Origin of the sequence: Pelagibacterium xiamenense, assembly GCF_021166475.1 — a bacterium.
GTDB lineage: Bacteria > Pseudomonadota > Alphaproteobacteria > Rhizobiales > Devosiaceae > Pelagibacterium > Pelagibacterium xiamenense.
Genome location: NZ_JAJOYS010000001.1, coordinates 1138945 through 1156484, shown reverse-complemented (window position 1 = coordinate 1156484; position 17540 = coordinate 1138945). Strand labels below are relative to the sequence as shown.

At 63.4% G+C, this 17540-nt stretch carries 13 protein-coding genes; 9 read left to right on the top strand and 4 right to left on the bottom strand.

Going from position 1 to position 17540, the window contains the following annotated elements; all coding sequences use genetic code 11:
* Window positions 1–30: 30 nt before the first annotated feature.
* A complete protein-coding gene (gene ehuB / locus LSG43_RS05680; RefSeq protein WP_231801912.1) occupies window positions 31–912 on the bottom strand; it encodes an ectoine/hydroxyectoine ABC transporter substrate-binding protein EhuB in 882 nt (293 codons plus the stop codon).
* 370 nt (window positions 913–1282) lie between these two features.
* Here ehuB and eutB point away from each other — a divergent pair, with 370 nt between their 5' ends.
* From eutB to argE, 4 genes are read left to right on the top strand one after another with little or no spacing between them, the layout of a single operon-like run.
* Complete coding sequence (gene eutB / locus LSG43_RS05675; RefSeq protein WP_231801910.1) at window positions 1283–2272, top strand: hydroxyectoine utilization dehydratase EutB; 990 nt, start codon at window positions 1283–1285, stop codon at window positions 2270–2272.
* Window positions 2273–2274: 2 nt separating this feature from the next.
* Window positions 2275–3267, top strand: a complete 993-nt coding sequence (eutC, locus tag LSG43_RS05670) for an ectoine utilization protein EutC (protein WP_231801908.1) — start codon at window positions 2275–2277, stop codon at window positions 3265–3267.
* A 36-nt stretch (window positions 3268–3303) separates the two neighbouring features.
* Window positions 3304–4488 (top strand): ectoine hydrolase DoeA, encoded by a 1185-nt coding sequence (gene doeA / locus LSG43_RS05665; RefSeq protein ID WP_231801906.1) that lies wholly within the window; start codon window positions 3304–3306, stop codon window positions 4486–4488.
* Between the two features lie 19 nt (window positions 4489–4507).
* Window positions 4508–5677 (top strand): acetylornithine deacetylase, encoded by a 1170-nt coding sequence (gene argE, locus LSG43_RS05660; protein WP_231801904.1) that lies wholly within the window; start codon window positions 4508–4510, stop codon window positions 5675–5677.
* A 288-nt stretch (window positions 5678–5965) separates the two neighbouring features.
* On the opposite strand, the gene LSG43_RS05655 is transcribed toward argE, so the two are convergent.
* Complete coding sequence (locus LSG43_RS05655) at window positions 5966–8233, bottom strand: efflux RND transporter permease subunit (RefSeq protein WP_231801902.1); 2268 nt, start codon at window positions 8231–8233, stop codon at window positions 5966–5968.
* A gap of 274 nt (window positions 8234–8507) precedes the next feature.
* Here LSG43_RS05655 and LSG43_RS05650 point away from each other — a divergent pair, with 274 nt between their 5' ends.
* The 5 genes from LSG43_RS05650 (at window position 8508) to LSG43_RS05630 (ending at window position 15897) form a co-directional block, all read left to right on the top strand.
* Window positions 8508–9098: a uracil-DNA glycosylase family protein gene (locus LSG43_RS05650; RefSeq protein ID WP_231801900.1), complete on the top strand. Its 591-nt coding sequence runs from the start codon at window positions 8508–8510 to the stop codon at window positions 9096–9098.
* Window positions 9099–9160: 62 nt separating this feature from the next.
* On the top strand, window positions 9161–11050 hold the full coding sequence (locus LSG43_RS05645) for a sensor histidine kinase (RefSeq protein ID WP_231801899.1): 1890 nt from the start codon (window positions 9161–9163) through the stop codon (window positions 11048–11050).
* On the top strand, window positions 11047–12411 hold the full coding sequence (locus LSG43_RS05640) for a sigma-54-dependent transcriptional regulator (protein WP_231801898.1): 1365 nt from the start codon (window positions 11047–11049) through the stop codon (window positions 12409–12411). The genes LSG43_RS05645 and LSG43_RS05640 overlap by 4 nt, the downstream gene beginning before the upstream one ends.
* 211 nt (window positions 12412–12622) lie before the next feature.
* Entirely contained in the window at window positions 12623–13600 is a 978-nt protein-coding gene (locus LSG43_RS05635) for a TAXI family TRAP transporter solute-binding subunit (protein ID WP_231801897.1), read from the top strand.
* A 113-nt stretch (window positions 13601–13713) separates the two neighbouring features.
* Window positions 13714–15897 (top strand): TRAP transporter permease, encoded by a 2184-nt coding sequence (locus LSG43_RS05630; protein ID WP_231801896.1) that lies wholly within the window; start codon window positions 13714–13716, stop codon window positions 15895–15897.
* 107 nt (window positions 15898–16004) lie between these two features.
* Here the strand turns inward: LSG43_RS05630 and LSG43_RS05625 are convergent, their stop codons facing one another.
* Entirely contained in the window at window positions 16005–16403 is a 399-nt protein-coding gene (locus tag LSG43_RS05625) for a CBS domain-containing protein (RefSeq protein WP_231801895.1), read from the bottom strand.
* A gap of 166 nt (window positions 16404–16569) precedes the next feature.
* Window positions 16570–17538, bottom strand: coding sequence for an FAD:protein FMN transferase (locus LSG43_RS05620; RefSeq protein ID WP_231801894.1), 969 nt, complete (start codon window positions 17536–17538; stop codon window positions 16570–16572).
* Between the last annotated feature and the right edge of the window lie 2 nt (window positions 17539–17540).

Here is a 17540-nt window from a genome sequence, read left to right as displayed (position 1 = left end):
CCGCAGGACCGCGCAAGGAGCCTTAACGCTTTAAATCGCGGACTCTGAGCAGAGCTCTTCGGTGGTTGCGTTGAAAACACCGTTGATATCGGCTTCCGTGAAGCCATAAGAAGCGAGCCCGCTGCTCCATTCTTCAGTCTGCTGGTATTCGGCCAGCACACCATTGACCGCGTCACGCAGGCTTTCCGATCCCTGGGCAAAGGTAAATCCACCCCAGGAACGGATTTCCGTTCCGTCGATCACCGGATCGACGAAGTCGGTCGCAGCCTCGACGGCGTCGCTGCGGTTCGCCAGTTCGCCGACCGTCAGACCGGTTGCGGCATAGGCGTCGGCGCGACCGGTCGAAACCGTCGAAATCGCATCGGCGTTGGAGTTGATGGTCACCATCTGGCCTTCGGGAACCCCTAGAGCCTGAAGCATTTCAAGCTGATCGGCGCCAGCCATGATGGCGACGGTCAGATCGGGGTTGTCGGCAAAGTCCGAATAGGCGTGAACGCCAGCGGGATTGCCTTCAGCGACAAGCAAGCCTTCGCCATACGATGTGGTGGGGCTCGAATAGATCACCTGCTCGCAGCGCTGCGGCAGAATCGCCATTTCGGCTGCGACCATGTCGAAACGATCGGCCTGCAAGCCGGGGATGAGCGAGGAGAATTCGGTGGTGATCCACTCTATGTTCTCGACGCCGAGTTCGGCCATCACGTGCTTGGCGACGTCCGGTCCCGCGCCCATGGCTTCGCCATTGGGATCGATGTAGCCATAGGGAATTTCGTTGGCAACAGCGATGCGGATGGTGCCGCTTTCCTGGATTTCCTCGAGCGACGCCGCCTGCGCAGCGCCGGTCAGCGCCAGCGCGCCCAGAGCGGCGCCGGCGAGAAGCGTATTGCGCAGCGTATGTGTAGTTTTCCCGTGCATGAGGTCTCCTGTCCTTTGATGTTATCGCGGTTATGCAAGTTCCTATGCAGATGAACCGCACTATTGTGCGCAGATCACCCATAGGTTTGAGCGGGCAAATGGACTGTGATAGTCGTGTCCGCACAAACGCTCTTTCATCTTCGATACTTACGAAGATGCAAACGGATTGAGCGTGTAAGGGTTGCCAACTTCTCGCCACAAGTCGAGGGACGATGCGTCTTTTTAGGCGCGCGATGGCAGCAAGATCGCCTGTTGGAGGCGATATAAATGGAAGGACCGCCCTGCAGGAGTGGCTGCATAGTCCATTGAATATGCGCCGCTTTTACCAGCGGTGCCTTCATGAAAATTCTGACGGTCACTGGGTGCGGGCATGGGCAAGGCTGTCGCGTTCACCGATATCCTGGCGGCGGCCAACAGGCTCGCGCCGCACATTCGCCGTACGCCGGTCGAAACGAGCCTGGCGCTCACCGAGCGCGTGGGGCACCCTGTGCACCTCAAGCTCGAACACCACCAGATCACGGGCAGCTTCAAACTGCGCGGGGCTACCAACGCTGTCCTCGGCCTGCCCGAGAAGGAACGCAAGCGGGGGGTCTCTGCAGCCTCGACCGGCAATCACGGGCGCGCTGTATCCCATGCCGCCAAGGCCACCGGTACACGCGCGATCATTTGCATGTCGTCCCTCGTGCCGGCCAACAAGGTCGAGGCCATCGCGGCGCTTGGGGCGGAGGCGCGGATTGTCGGCAAGAGCCAGGATGATGCCCAGGTCGAGGTCGATCGGCTGGTCGCCGAGGAAGGGTTCAACAACATTCCCCCTTTCGACCATCCCGACGTCATTGCGGGACAAGGCACGATCGGGCTCGAATTCATGGCGGCGCTGCCCGATCTCGACGCGATCCTTGTTCCCCTTTCGGGCGGAGGGCTGATCTCGGGCATCGCTCTTGCGGTCAAGACGATGAGCCCTAAGACGCGCGTCGTCGGCGTCAGTATGGAGCGCGGCGCGGCGATGGTGGCGTGCCTTGCGGCGGGGCATCCGGTCGACGTCGAGGAAGTTGCCACGCTTGCGGATTCGCTCGGGGGCGGAATCGGGCTCGACAACAGGCTGACATTCAACATGGTGCGCGATCTCGTCGACGAGACGATCCTCGTGTCCGAAAGCGAAATCGCCGAGGCCGTCCGTTTTGCCTATGAGTTTGAGCGCGAAGTGCTCGAAGGTGGTGCCGCCGTCGGTATTGCGGCCCTTATGTCGGGGAAATTCGAGCCCAGAGGGCCGACGGGCCTGGTTCTGACCGGACGCAACATCGATACACGCGTGCACCGCGAGATCATCTGCGGAACCCATCCCGCATTCGAGGAGGCCTAGCTATGCCGGACGTTTCGATCCTCACCGAAGCGCAATTGCGCGATCTGGTGCCGCTCGACGCCGATGCGGTCGCGTGCGTGGAAGACGCGTTCGCGACGCTGGCCGCCGGCAAGGTCGCGATGCCTGATATCCTCCGGCTTGACATCCTGGAGGCCAATGGCGAGGTGGACGTCAAGACCGCCTATGTACCGGGGTTGGACTCCTTTGCGATCAAGGTGAGCCCGGGATTCTTCGACAATCCCAAGATCGGCCTGCCTTCGGTCAACGGGCTGATGGTGGTGCTCTCGGCGCGCACCGGGCTTCTTGAAGCACTTCTTTTGGACAATGGCTATCTGACCGATGTGCGCACGGCGGCTGCAGGCGCGGTTGCGGCAAAGCATCTTTCGCGCCCCGAGGCAGCGCGCGCCGCGATCATCGGTGCGGGCGTCCAGGCGCGCCTGCAGCTCAAGGCACTGACGCTGGTGCGTCCGATAAGGGAGGCCGTGATCTGGGCGCGTGACGCGGGAAAGGCCGAAGCTCTGGCGCGGGAGGCGTCGCAGGAACTCGGCATCGCCGTGACCGTCGCGCAGGACATCCGGTCCGCCATCGAGGGCGCCGACATTGTCGTGACCACCACACCGGCCAAAGAACCTCTCGTTATGGCCGACTGGCTCACCCCCGGCCAGCATCTGACCGCCATGGGTTCGGACGCTGAGCACAAAAACGAGATTGAGCCCGCGCTCGCGGTCCGGGCCGATCTTTATGTCGCGGACCGCCTTTCGCAGACCCGGCGGCTGGGGGAGTTGCACCACGCCATTAAGGTCGGCATCATCGACCCCGAGACGGTTTTTGCCGAACTGGGCGCCGTCGTCGCGGGCACCGCCACGGGCCGGACAGGGGCCGGCCAGATCACCTATGCGGACCTCACAGGAACCGGTGTGCAGGATACCGCCATTGCCAACCTCGCCCGCACACGCGCACAATCGGCGCAAGCGGGGACAATGATTTCCACCTAGCAGCCCGAAAGGGGTCTCTTGCGGAGCACGACTTGAATGCCCAGTACGCGTTTGCCTTTTACCCTGCCAGAGTTTCACGAACGGCTCGACTCCACGCGCCGGGCGATGCAGACGCAAGGCATCGATATTCTTATCGTCACCAACCCTTCGAACATGCACTACCTCACCGGCTATGACGGGTGGTCGTTCTATGTGCATCAGGCCGTCGTGGTTTCGCTGACGGAGGACCCGCTCTGGTGGGGCCGGCCGATGGACGCGGTCGGCGCACAGATGACGACCTGGCTCGCCGACGAGTCCATCTACGCCTACCCCGACGACTATGTGCAGAACGTCGAGCGTCATGCCTATGAGCACCTGTGCGGTATCCTCGAGGAACTGGGCTGGGACGGCCGGCGCATCGGCGTTGAGATGGACAACTACTACTTCACCGCCGCGTGCCTTGAAACATTGCGCGCCAAGCTGCCGAACGCAACCTATGTGGACGCCTCCGGCGTCGTTACGTGGCAGCGTTCGGTCAAGTCGCACGCCGAGCTCGAATACATGCGCCGCGCCGCTCGCATTATCGAGGGGACGCATGCGCGCATTCGCGAGATTACCGAGCCGGGGCTGCGCAAAAGCGACCTCGTCGCCGAGATTTATGCGGCCTCGATCAAGGGTGTCGACGGATATGGCGGGGACTATTCGGCCATTGTGCCGCTGACGCCCTCGGGACGCGACGCGGCCGCTGCCCACCTCACCTGGGACGACCGGCCGCTGGTCAAGGGCGAAGGCACGTTCTTCGAGATCGCCGGTTGCTACAAGCGCTATCACTGCCCGATTTCGCGCACGGTATATCTGGGCACGCCGCCGCCTGAGATGCTGCGCGCGCAGGAGGCTGTGCTCGAGGGACTTGAAGCGGGCATGGCGGTCGCGAGGCCCGGCAACACTTGCGGAGAGATCGCCGAGGCGTTTTTCTCGACACTGCTCAAATACGGGGTCGAGAAGACCAGCCGCGCGGGCTATTCGGTCGGGCTTTCCTACCCGCCCGACTGGGGCGAGCACACGATGAGCATCCGTCCGGGCGATCCCTCGATCCTCCGTGCGAACATGACCTTCCATTTCATGCCCGCTATCTGGACACCCGATTGGGGGCTCGAGATCACCGAAACGATACGCATCCGCGACGAGGGCGGGCCCGAATGCCTTGCCAACGTGCCGCGGGAACTTTGCGTCAAGCACTGAATGCGACCTTGGGGGATTGATGGCGCATAAACTCCTGGGCGAAACGCTCGAAATTCTTGCCGATCTTATCGCGTTCGAGTCCGTCTCGCGCGACAGCAACCTCGATCTCATCGCTTACGTGAACCAGAGGCTCGACCAGATCGGCACACGGACCTATCTGACGCTCGACCCGACAGGAACCAAGGCGAACCTTTTCGCCACGCTCGGCCCGCCGGAGATGGACGGCGGCATCGTGCTCTCGGGGCACACCGATGTCGTGCCGGTCGACGGGCAGGAGTGGAGTTCGGATCCGTTCACCGCAACGATCCGGGCCGGCAAGCTTTTCGGTCGCGGCGCGTGCGACATGAAAGGGTTCCTCGCCTGCGCGCTGGCTTATGCACCCCATTTCGCCGAGCGCGAGCTCAAGCGCCCGCTCCACATGGCGTTCACCTATGACGAGGAGGAAGGATGCCTGGGCGCGCAGGTGATGCTCAAGGAGCTTCAGGCGGTCGGCCGCAAGCCGGCTCTGTGCATCGTGGGCGAACCCACGATGATGAAGATCATCGAGGGCCACAAAGGCTGCTGCGAGTACACAACGAGCTTTTCCGGGCTTGAAGGACACGGATCGGTGCCCGACCGCGGCGTCAACGCCGTCGAATACGCCGTGCGGTTCGTCTCCAAACTGCTTGAGACCGGCGAAGCGCTCAAGAGCCGGGCACCCGAAGGCTCTCGCTTCGATCCGCCCTGGTCGACGATCCAGATCGGAAAGATGGCCGGCGGCATTGCACGCAACATAATTGCGGGTTCATGCTCGGTCGACTGGGAACTGCGCACCATCAACACTGCCGACTTCGACTTCACTCATGAGCAGGTCAAGGCCTATGTGGAAGACGAGCTCCTTCCGCGCATGCGGCATGTGCATCCGGAAGCCGAGATCGTGACGCAGGTGATCGGCGAAGTCGTCGGGCTTGAACCGATGAGCGATTCCGAAGCCGTCACGCTCGTCCGGGCGCTCACCGGCAACAATGACGATGCCGAGTGCGTATCATTCAACACCGAAGCCGGGCTCTACCAGCAGCTCGGCGTCGATGCGGTCATCTGCGGTCCCGGCTCCATCGAGCAGGCCCACAAGCCCGACGAGTTCATCGAATTGAGCCAGTTGAGCGCGTGCCTGGAGATGATCGAGAACCTCGAACCGCGGTTGAGCTAATCCCACCCCCTATGCGCCGAGCGGCGGACCTGACAGGCCCGTATAAAGGGCAGATTGTGCGGAAAGTCGCCCCTTTGCTTGTGAACCGGCAGGAGTGCGCGCGGCGCCGGTGGACCTCCGCCTGCATCAGATTGCGCCCAGCGCACCGCCCACACCAGACCTCAAGCAGTTCGGGCGCGAGCGCGATGGCTTAGCTCCCCCGGCGTCACATCGAGATGCCAATGCGTTGCGATCATGAAATCCGGCCGATCCAGGTCGTATATCGGCTGTAAGATTGCGGATGTTCGCTCATGCATCCCGCTCTTTCAGTATGCGGCTTTCGCGCCGCCTCTTTTCCCATCCGTTGAGCACCATCAGGCATGCGGGCAACACCACGAGGTCCGCAAGAATTGCCAGGATGAACACGGCAATGGAGAGGATGCCGAAATAGCCGATCATCGGCGACGCGCTCGAGAACGTGCTCAGGAGCCCGAAGGACAAGACGGTCGTTGTCACGACCAGCGCCGGCGTCACCTCGACCACCGAGCGGTGTATCGCGCCGGGATCGAACGGCCTTCCCCGTGGCGCATTGATCCTGAGCCGGTTGATGATGTGGACCGTATCGTCCACCGCGATGCCGAAGGCGATGGTGAGCGCCACGCCACTCGAAAACTGCAGCCCGCGTCCCGAAAGCACCAGCCAGGCCCCCACCGCCAGGATGGGCAGCACGTTCGGCACCAGCGCCACCGCGCCATAGCGCCAGTTGGCGAACCAGAGCGTCGTCAAAAGCCCCGATGCGACGACAGCGATAAAGAAGCAATAGTTGAGATCGAGGATCATCCCCGCGCTGACGAAAGACGACATGACCATGAACCCGGTGGGTGTCCCGGCGGCCTGCGATGCGATGGGGTCGGCGGCCAGCGCACGCTCGATGCGCTCGGTGATGGCCCGGACCTCGCCCGCGTCATAAGTGTTGATATGGAGCCGGACGAGTGCTGTCGTTCCGTCGTCGGACAAAACCCGTCCTCGCTGGTTCCCTGACATCGACGACACGACCTGGGACAGCCTCTGCGCCCGTTCGGCGGCCGAAAGGTTCACGGTGTCCGGCACAAGGCTGTGGAGCGACACGGCGACCGTTCCCGGCACCAGTCCCGCAACCGCCTCGTGCGTGGCGGTAATCCGTTCGACGGCGGTCGCATCGAGCCCGCCGGACGCCTCGATCGATACCGGAATATCAATGGTGTTGATCGGGGCCAGTTCGTCGTTCAACGTTTCGATCGCGCGGACGCGGGACGCGTCGCGGTTGATGTTTTCGAGCACCGAGTAAGACGGCTCGATCGCGGTATATACCGCGCCAAAGGCCACAAGCGCGGCGATTGCGCCAATGGCAATCGGCCGGGGATGGCGCAGCGCGAACTCGGGGAGGAACTGCCAGTCGAAAACCCGCAGCATCCGCCTACGCCGCGCCGGGAACAGCCTTTCGGCGGGGATCAGCCGCCCCGCCGTCGCAAAGACCAACGGCTGGACCGTGAGCACCGCAACAAGCGCGATCAACGCCGCGACGATCCCCGCCAGGCCGAAATTACGGACGATTTCGCTTTCGGAGATCATGAGCCCCCCGAACGCGATCGCTGTGGTGAACGACGCCAGCGCGCAGGCCGGTCCGACGCGTTTCAGCGCCAGGATGGCGAGCCGGTCGGGCGATGGCTCATCGGGTGCGAGGCGCCGAATTTCGAACGTCAGATGAAGGCTGTCGGCAAAAGCGAGCACAAGGATCAGGACCGGCAGGGCGATTGAGAGCACGTTGATGCCGAAGCCGAATGTCGAGAGCGCGCCGAGCGCCCACAGGAGCGCCGTGGCAGCGGGAAGGACGACGAAGACCGCGAGCCGTACGCTGCGCAGCGCCATGACGCATATGGCGAACCCTGCGATCATACCCAGTAAATTGAGCCTGATGAGATCGCTGAAAAGACTGTCGACAATGTCGAGACGAACAGCTGGAAGGCCCGTAACTTCGAAGGAAACATCCGTCCCCGCCGTGACGCTGGCGGCGACGTCCTCAAGGTGTTCAATTATCGTGCGCGCGCCATCGGCTACTGCCGACCGGTCAGTCGCGATCACAACGGCTGTCGACGTGCGATCCCCCGAGATCAGGCGCCCACCGCCCGCCATATTGTCTGCGATCGCGTCCAGCCTCGGCGCCAGAGACCCGTCGCGTGGTACGTCTATGCCGATCAGCGGCGCGCCTATGCCGCCTGTGTCGACCGGCTCACGCAACGCGAATAGCGAAAAGACATCCACGACGCCGTCAAGAAAGCTCGCTTCTATGACGAAGTCCGAGACCGCCTGGAGACTGTCGGGATCAGCGAAGTCCGGGCTTTGAAACAAAACCACGGTATCGCCCTCGCTCGGGGTGAAGTGTCCTGAGAGTTCCTCATAGTCGGCGTTGCGTTGGCTGTCGGACGCGAACACACGGCCCAGGCCATCGTCGAAACCCAGGCCGAAAACTGCCAAGAGAGCCAGAACGTCGAGAAGGACCACGAGGCCCCACATTGCGATCGGAGCGATCGCGCTCACGCCCCGGGAACCTGCCGGAACCGCCATCAGCCAGCACCCGGGCGAAGGGGTTGTGCAGCGGCACCGGGGGGATCGCCCGCACCACGCAACGCGCAACTTGGCAGGTCAAGCATCCCAACCCTCCCGGCTTCCCTTAAGGTCCCGCCATTGCTACACATTCGGCGCCTGTGAGCAAGCCGCGCGGGGTCTCGATACGCGTTGTTGATCGAGCCGTGTTATGGCGCGAGTCGGGTACGGGTTATCGTCGTTTTCATTGGCTGGCGGAAGGTGCGGTATGACGTCGGACGGCTTGCAGGCTCTGCATGACGAAATTCGCGGTTGCGCGATCTGCGCAGCGGAGTTGCCGTTGGGGCCGCGCCCGGTCGTCCAGGTCGGCAACACCGCGAAAGTCCTCATCATCGGCCAGGCTCCGGGCCGGAAGGTTCACGAGAGCGGGGTGCCCTGGAACGACCAGAGCGGGCAAAGGCTGCGTAGGTGGTTGGGGATCGCCGCAGAGGATTTCTACGACAACGGCAAAATTGCCCTTGTGCCGATGGGATTCTGCTACCCGGGCGTCGCGCCGCGTGGAGGTGATCTGCCACCACGACCTATTTGCGCGCCGACCTGGCATCGGCGCCTATTCGACGCGATGCCGGACATAGAGCTGACGGTGCTCGTCGGCCTCTACGCCCAGCGTGCCTATTTGACCGGCGCGGGCAGGCTCGGAGCCAATGTCGCGGCGTTTGCCGATCATCTCCCGCGGTTGTGCCCCTTGCCCCATCCCAGTTGGCGCGTGGTGGGGTGGATGAGGCGGAATCCGTGGTTCGAGCGCGATGTTCTTCCCGCGCTTCGGGCGCGTGTCGCTGTTTGTCTCGGTCGGAAATGACGCAACGCGGTCCCGCCCACAAAACCGTTTCGCGGTGCGTGCGCCGCAAGTAAGATGATGAAATGACAATTTCCCGGCGCTCCGGCACACCTGCATACCTTCTGCGCCATCTCCAGCGCCCCTGGTTGTGGCTGGGCGTTGCCGTGCTTGCACTCGTCATCGCCATAGGCAGCATCGGTGGCGACTATGCCACCCGGGCCTATCTCGAAACCGCCGCAGAGCGCGGGCGCAACACGGTGACGCTCGCGGTCGCCGCGCTGCGTGCGCAGATGGCGCGGTATCTCGAGCTGCCCGAGTTGATCGCCGGCCAGCAAAGCATCAAGGCGGTCGTTGCCAATCCCGAGAGCCCGGCGGCGCTGGTTGCCGCCAACATCTATCTCATGGAAACCAACGCGCTGCTCGAGGCAACGCAGATCTATGTGCTGATGCCGGACGGCACGACGGTTGCCGCGTCCAACTTTCTCGGGCCAACATCGTTCGCGGGCGAACGGTTCGATGATCGCCCCTATTTCCAGGACGTCATATCGGGACGGGAAGAGCGGTTCTTTGCACTCAGCTCCGATACCAGCGATCGCGGCTATTACTTCGGCGCCCCCATCCGCGTGAACGGCACAATCGAAGGCGCGCTGGTGTTCAAAGTCGACGCCGGCACACTTGAGGACGGGTGGCGTGGCGCGGACTACGAGATCATCGTCGCGGACCCCGAAGGCACGATCTTCATGAGCGGGCGGCCGGAATGGTTGTTCACCGGCATTCGACCCATCCGGGGCGAGCGGGCCGGTGACGACAATACGGTCTACGCCAATACCCGGCTGCGCGACCTGCCGGTCTCGCGCGCGGTTACCGAAGACGGCCGCGAACTCCTGACGATTTCGGGCAACGACGAAACGGCGGAATACCTCGTTGTCAGCCAAACGCTGCCGGAAGCGGATTGGACGCTGAGCGTCCTGCTCGACACAGCCCCTGCCCGGGCGCAGGCACTCAACACCGTGATCGCGGCGCTTCTCGTCGTGGGGATATTGGCCCTTGGCGTCGCCGTCTATCTCCAGCGTCGGGCGAGCCTGCGCGAGCGCATGGAACTTCAGCGTGAAGCCAGGGAATTGCTCGAACACCGGGTCGCTGAGCGCACCGTTGAACTTGCCGCCGTCAACCGTCGGCTCGAGGGCGAAGTCGCGGAGCGCCGCGCCACCGAGGACCGCCTGCGCGAGACACAGGCGGACCTTATCCAGGCGGGCAAGCTCGCGGCGCTCGGGCAGATGTCCGCGGCGCTCTCACATGAGTTCAACCAGCCGCTCGCAGCCGCGCGCAATTATGCCGACAACACACACGTACTGATCGAGCGCGGGCGGATCGCGGACGCGGCTGAAAACGTCTCGCGCATCGCGGGGCTCATCGACCGTATGAGCGCGATTTCGCGCCATTTGAGGAACTTCGCGCGCAAGCCCAATCAGAAGCTCTCTGCGGTACCGGTCGCTCAGGTTGTCGCGGACGCGCTCGACATTATGGGCTGGCGGGTGAAACAGACGGGGATCGCTATCGAGACCAGCCTCCCGGAGACGCCACTTTATGCCCGCGGCGGTCCGGTCCGCCTGCAACAGGTCCTCGTGAACGTCTTGTCGAACGCGATCGACGCGGTAAGCGAGACCGACAACAAGCGCGTCGACATCGAGGTTCGGGGTGATGGTACAACGGTCACAATCGCGATCCGAGACCATGGGCCGGGCATAGCAGAAGGGCTCAACGAACGTATTTTCGACCCGTTCTTTTCCACCAAGGGCGTGGGCAAGGGCCTGGGGCTCGGCCTTTCGATTTCCTACAATATCGTCAAGGATTTCGGCGGCGAACTGCGTGCTGCGAACCATGCGGGCGGGGGAGCGGTCTTCACCGTTGAGCTTGTGGCGGCCGAGGCCCCTGCCCGGACCGAGGACGCTTTGGCCGAGGCGGCGCAATGAGTGCGGGCAAAGTTCTCCTGATCGACGACGAGGACGAACTGCGCCAGTCGACCGCGCAGGCGCTCGATCTGGCGGGGCTTTCCGTGGAGGATCTTGCCACGGCCGAGCGCGCGCTCGATCTTGTGGGGTTCGGGTTCAAGGGCATCGTCATCACCGATATCCGCATGCCGGGCATGGACGGTCTCACGCTGATGAACCGCATTCATGCGCTCGACCGTGATATTCCCGTCATCCTCTTTACTGGCCACGGGGAAGTGCAACTGGCCGTACGCGCCATGCGCGAGGGCGCGTTCGACTTCATTGAAAAGCCGTTCCCCAGCGGCCAGCTCACCGAAATCGCCGCCCGTGCGCTCGATTATCGCCGTCTCGTGCTTGAAAACCGCGTCCTGCGCGCCGCCGCCGGGCAAAGCGACGACATCGAGCAGCGCATACTGGGCCGGTCGAACGCAATGATCGATCTGCGGCGCAAAGTCCGCACGGTCGGGCCGACCGATGCGGACGTCCTCATCGTCGGGCCGACGGGTTCAGGCAAAGAGGTCACCGCCCGCGCGCTACACGACCTTTCGGGCCGGGCGCAGAAGCCGTTCATTGCGATCAACTGCGCCGCACTGCCGGCCAATCTCATCGAAAGCGAGCTTTTCGGCCACGAGGCCGGCGCGTTTCCCGGAGCCATGCGCGCGCGGTTCGGCAAGTTCGAGCACGCGCAGGGCGGCACCATTCTGCTCGACGAGATCGGCTCCATGCCGCTCGACGTACAAGGCAAACTGCTGCGCGTCATTCAGGAGCGCGTCATCACGCGGCTGGGCAGCAACGAGCCCCTGCCCCTCGACGTACGGTTCCTCGCGACCTCGAAAACGGACCTCTCCAAAGACGCCGCCGATGGCCGTTTCCGGTCCGACCTGCTCTATCGGCTCAACGTCATCACGCTCGAAGTACCGCCGCTTGAAGACCGGCGCGAGGATATACCGCTTCTTTTTATGCAGTTGGTGACCGAGGCCGCGTCCCGCTATCGACGCGATCCTGTAGCGGTGCCGCCTCACGTAATTGCGGCGCTGAGCGAACGCAAATGGCCGGGCAACGTGCGCGAGCTCAGGAACGCTGCGGACCGGTACGCGCTCGATCTCGGCCTCCCCTTCACCAACGAGGAAAGCAGCGCCCCGGATGGAGGCCAGCGGCTCGCCGAGCGGGTAGCGAATTTCGAACGTGGCGTTATCGAAAACGCATTGCGCGCGCATGGCGGACGGATCAAGCCTGTCTATGAATCGCTGGGGCTCTCACGTAAGTCGCTTTACGAAAAGATGCAGAAGCACGGCATCGATCGTCGTCAGTTCCTCCTCGAACCAGACGCCGAAGTCGAATGATGGGTGGAAACCCACACACACTTTGATGTCCATGATACCGTTTCCACACATCGACCGCGCGATTTGCGAAAAAAGTGTCGCGTGACTTGCCCTGGGCGCTTGCGCCCCCCGGGTTCTTGGGGGCTTCTCGGTCATCGCATTCGGCGCGGAGGAGGTTATCCGGTGCCGGGTGGGTTGAAACCGACAAGCAAAACCCAACGGGGAGGACGCAATGCGTTTTACCACTCTCGCTGCCATCGCGGCAGCGTCGATGCTCGTGGCGGCACCGGCTGTCGCGCAGGACGACCGGGCCGACTGGCCGGCGAGCCTGACGATCGGGACCGCCAGCCAGGGCGGCACCTACTTCATTTACGGCACGGGCCTTGGCGGTCTGATTACCGAAGAGCTTGGCGTCAACGCCTCGGGCGAAGTGACCGGCGGCCCGGTCCAGAACGCCACGCTGGTTGAAACCGGCGACCACCAGATCGGCCTTGTCACCATGGGCCCGGCTTACGAAGCCTGGACCGGCCAATCCGAACTCGCTCCGGGGCTCGAGCACAAGAATCTGCGCGCGCTCTTTCCGATGTATCAGACGCCCTTCCAGGCGGTCGCGCTCGCGTCCTCGGGCATCGACTCGATCGACGACCTCGACGGCAAGCGCGTCGCTGTCGGCCCCGCCGGCGGCACCGCGGCGACCTACTGGCCACGCTTTTTCGAAATCCTCGGCGTTTCGCCCGAGATCAGCTATGCGGGCGCCAACGACGCGGTCGGCCAGGTGAAGGACGGGCTGATCGATGCCTTCGCCTTCGCTGCCGGCGTCCCGATTGCGGCCTTCGCCCAGATCGCGGCGGAAAACGACGTCAACATCTTCGGGTTCACCGAGGAAGAGCGCGGGCAGGTGCTTCAGCAGCGGCCGGAACTGGCGGCATTCGACGTTCCGGGCGGCCTCTATCAGGGCTTTGACGATCCGCAATTGACGCTCGCGCTCTGGAACTTCGCGGTGGCGAGCCAGGATATGCCGGAAAGCCTTGCGTATGAGATCACCAAGCTGGTGATGGAAAACACAGAACGCATGGTGCAGATTCACTCCACCGCGGCAGAAACGATCCCGGGGAATGTCGACAAGAATACGTTCCTCCCGTTCCACCCCGGTGCGGTGCGGTACTACGAGGAAATCGGCATCGAAATCCCCGACGAGTTGCGCGGCTGACAGGGCGCTGACTGAAGACGCGGGTGGCGGTACGCCGCCATCCGTGGGCGAAAACGTTGGGCGGCAAGATTGCCGCCGGTCGGAGGCACGTGGCCCCCGGGAGGATTTCAGACATGTCGACTACTGAAGCAACCGCATCGCACGGCGATGCCGGTCCGATGATCGCGAAGGGGGTGGACGAGGAACCACTCGCCACCAACCAGCGCGCGCCGCGCGGGCGGCTCAACTGGCTCATTGCCGTCCTGTGCATGGCCTATACGACATTCCACGTCGCGGTGATGAACCTTTATCCGCTCGAAACCTGGACCTACCGGCTGCTTCACATTGCGGGCGGGCTGTTCATCGGCTTCCTGATCTATTCGGCCCTCTCGCTCTCGCATGAAGAGCGCGCCGAACGCGTGCGGCGCTCGCCCATCGAATGGGGCCTGCTCACGGTCGCGGCGATTGGCATCGGCTACGGCTTCATAATGGTCGCCTATGCCTGGCTGGGGCTTTGGGCCGCGGGTATCCGCATGCCCGATTCCTTCGTTTTTGCGACCTACGGTATTCCCCTCGTCATCGGCACCGCTGCCGCCATCCTCGCGGGCTGGTTCTTCTCGGATCGTGACGCCCACCGCGTTTATGCCGCCGACTGGCTGCTCGGCTTAGCGGCGCTGACGATGATGGGCTACATCCTTTTCAACGTCGAGCCGATCCGTCTACGCGCCGGTACGGCACTCGCGCAGCCGGCTGACTTTTACGCCGCGCTCGTCGGCGTCGCGCTCATTCTCGAGCTGACCCGCCGGGTCGCCGGGCTGGCGCTCGTCATCATCGCCGGCATCTTCATCGGCTATTCGTTCCTCGGACCGTGGCTTCCGGGCTTTCTCACCCATCGCGGCTACTCTCTCGAGCGATTCTTCACCTATATCTTCACCGACCAGGGCATCCTGGGCGACCCGATCGCCGTATCCTCGACCTACATCATCCTCTTCATCACCTTTGCGGCGTTCCTGCAGGCCTCGCGCGTGGGCGATTATTTCGTCAATTTCGCCTTCGCCGCGGCCGGCGGGTGGCGAGGGGGACCGGCCAAGGTAGCGGTGTTCGCCTCGGGCCTCATGGGCATGATCAACGGCACTTCCGCCGGCAATGTGGTCGCGACCGGTTCGCTCACGATCCCGCTGATGAAGAAGGTCGGCTATCCCGCGCGCAGCGCGGCGGCGATCGAAGCCACCGCATCCTCCGGGGGTCAGATTCTCCCGCCGATCATGGGCGCCGGCGCGTTCATCATGGCGGAGGTAACGGGTATTCCCTATACCGAGATCGTCGTCGCGGCGATCATCCCGGCGCTGCTCTACTTCGCCTCGGTCTTTTTCATGGTGGACCTGCAGGCGACCAAGCTGGGCATGAAAGGCCTCCCCAAATCCGAACTTCCCAAGTTCGCGGTTCTGGTCAAACAGGTCTATCTCTTCTTGCCGATCATCATCCTGATCTACACGCTGTTTTCGGGCTATTCGGTCATCCGCGCCGGCACGCTCGCGATGGCTTCGGCAGCGGTTGTTTCCTGGCTCACGCCCTACAAGATGGGCCCGGTCGCCTTTGCCCGTGCGCTCGAACTCGCCGCCAAGATGAGTATCCAGCTCGTTGCGGTCTGTGCGGCGGCGGGCATCATCGTCGGCGTTATCGCATTGACAGGCGTTGGGGCACGGTTCTCCTCACTCCTCTTGGGCATTGCCGAACAGAACCAGTTCATCGCGCTCTTTTTTGCGATGTGCATTTCCATCGTCCTGGGGATGGGCATGCCGACGACAGCCGCCTACGCGGTCGCTGCCGCCGTCGTTGCGCCGGGGCTCGTGCAGTTGGGCATCCCCGTCCTCGTCGCACACTTCTTCGTCTTCTACTACGCCGTGATGTCCGCCATCACGCCACCGGTCGCGCTTGCCGCCTATGCCGGTGCGGGACTTTCGGGCTCCGACCCGATGAAGACGTCGGTCGAAGCCTTCAAATTCGGCCTCGCGGCGTTCGTCGTGCCGTTCATGTTCTTTTACAGCCACGAGTTGCTCATGCAGGGCGCGTGGTACGACATCCTACACGTCGTGATCAGTGCCTCCATCGGCGTCTATCTGCTCTCGGCGGCTGTTCAGGGCTATTTCTTTGGCAAGATCGGTCCCGTCCTGCGGACGGTGCTGCTCATCGCGGCGCTCTCGATGATCGATGGCGGATGGCTCACCGACATGGTGGGGCTTGGTGTCGGGATTGTGGTCTTCGCCATCCAGAAGGGTGTCCTGCGCGGCCGTTCGGTGGTGCGGGGGTCGGACTAAACCTTAACGGGTTCGAGCTCGCCCAGGATCGTCGGGATGAGCTCGAACACCGTGGGGTGGAAATTCCCGGAGAGGTGTACAGCCCCCGGCCGACGCGGCGGCCGCTGCTACCACATTGCGTTGAAGGCCCTGAGCAGGTCAGTCCGGCTCAATAGCCCGACCATCTCCCCTTCCCTCATCACTGGAAAACGCCGGTAGGTGCTAGTCAGGAAGCGCTGTGCAGCGCCGATAAGATCGAGCTCCGCATCGAGCGTTTCGACATCGCCGCTCATATAGTCCGAGACCAGACCACCCCATTGCTGGTAATAGCTCGCATTGAGCGCCGCCTTGAAGCAGTCCTTTTTGGTCAGGATGCCCACAAGCGCGCGGGAGCGGTCGAGCACTGGCGCACCCGAAATGCGCTTTGTGAGCAGGAGAGCGATCGCGCGGTTGATCTCGATATCGGGCGCAAGCGAAATGACGTCGGTCGTCATGTAGCGCGCGATGGTCCCGGCGGGCGGTGTCATAGCCGCCGCTCCCGGACGGAGCGTCTCGCACAGGCCACGCAATCAACCCCTTTTATGCAATCGAGCCCGCCACACGAGCCTTTGATGGGCGCCCTGCCCAGCCACAATCCGATGGCGAGGCCAGCGATGGACAGCGCAAAAACACCAAGGGTAAAGATGAACGTCATCATGATGCCAGCTCCCCGACAACGTGGGTTTCAAGCCCTCCCACGGGAATGGCACGCAGGCCCCCGCCGTCGCGCACCTGGAATAACGCCGGCAGCCCTTGTGCCTGGGCAAGCGCCGCGCCGCGCTCGAGCCTCAGCGCCATAAGCGCCGTCGCCCAGGCGTCCGCGGCGCAGGCGGTGTCGGCGACCACGGAGACCGACGCAACGCTGCCGGTGGCCGGAGAATCGCTCGCCGGGTCGATAATGTGACCGTATCGCCGCCCGCCGGCGGCAAAGCCGTTCACACCATCCCCGGAGGTGGCCACGGCCTTGCCATCGAGCGCGAGAATATGGGTGATCTCGGGAGCCTCGACCGCCGTCCGCCAGGGCCGACCGCCGGGATGATATCCGCTGGCGAAGACCTCCCCTCCCAATTCAAGATGAAAGTCGACTACGCCATGTGCCACCAGCCCGGACGCCATCAGGTCAAGCGCATAACCCTTGGCAATGCCGCAAAGATCGAGCGTTAATGCGGGATCCCCCTTGCGCATCGCATCCTCGCGCAGTTCGAGACTCTCAAAGGCGCCCCGCCGCTCCCCTTTGATGGGGCCGAAGCCATAACGCCCGACGGTCGGGCCGACGCCCGGGTCGAAGCCGCCCCCGCTCAGGGCAAAAATCTGCTGTGCCGCGCCCGCGACGGCGCGAACATCGGCCGAAACCGGGTGCCAGTCGGTCCCGCGCGATGCGTTGAACCGCGACACGTCGGTCGTACTTCTAAATGGCGACATCTGTTGGTCGATCCGGATCACGATTGCCTCGATATCTCGCACCAGTGGCGCTGGATCGACGTCCTGCCCGAGTGTTAGCCGCCAGTAACTGCCGAAAGCGCTTCCACCGACAATCTGCGTCTCGGCCGCGCGCACCGGCAGGCCCCAGACACCGCCGGCAGCGGCGGAAAGCATCAGGAATTCACGTCGAGAGATCGGCATCG

Bases quoted from the DNA above. Each gene is read 5' to 3' on its own strand.
- ehuB (WP_231801912.1), bottom strand. From the start codon at position 912: ATGCACGGGAAAACTACACATACGCTGCGCAATACGCTTCTCGCCGGC.
- eutB (WP_231801910.1), top strand. From the start codon at position 1,283: ATGGGCAAGGCTGTCGCGTTCACCGATATCCTGGCGGCGGCCAACAGG.
- eutC (WP_231801908.1), top strand. From the start codon at position 2,275: ATGCCGGACGTTTCGATCCTCACCGAAGCGCAATTGCGCGATCTGGTG.
- doeA (WP_231801906.1), top strand. From the start codon at position 3,304: ATGCCCAGTACGCGTTTGCCTTTTACCCTGCCAGAGTTTCACGAACGG.
- argE (WP_231801904.1), top strand. From the start codon at position 4,508: ATGGCGCATAAACTCCTGGGCGAAACGCTCGAAATTCTTGCCGATCTT.
- LSG43_RS05650 (WP_231801900.1), top strand. From the start codon at position 8,508: ATGACGTCGGACGGCTTGCAGGCTCTGCATGACGAAATTCGCGGTTGC.
- LSG43_RS05645 (WP_231801899.1), top strand. From the start codon at position 9,161: ATGACAATTTCCCGGCGCTCCGGCACACCTGCATACCTTCTGCGCCAT.
- LSG43_RS05640 (WP_231801898.1), top strand. From the start codon at position 11,047: ATGAGTGCGGGCAAAGTTCTCCTGATCGACGACGAGGACGAACTGCGC.
- LSG43_RS05635 (WP_231801897.1), top strand. From the start codon at position 12,623: ATGCGTTTTACCACTCTCGCTGCCATCGCGGCAGCGTCGATGCTCGTG.
- LSG43_RS05630 (WP_231801896.1), top strand. From the start codon at position 13,714: ATGTCGACTACTGAAGCAACCGCATCGCACGGCGATGCCGGTCCGATG.
- LSG43_RS05625 (WP_231801895.1), bottom strand. From the start codon at position 16,403: ATGACACCGCCCGCCGGGACCATCGCGCGCTACATGACGACCGACGTC.
- LSG43_RS05620 (WP_231801894.1), bottom strand. From the start codon at position 17,538: ATGCCGATCTCTCGACGTGAATTCCTGATGCTTTCCGCCGCTGCCGGC.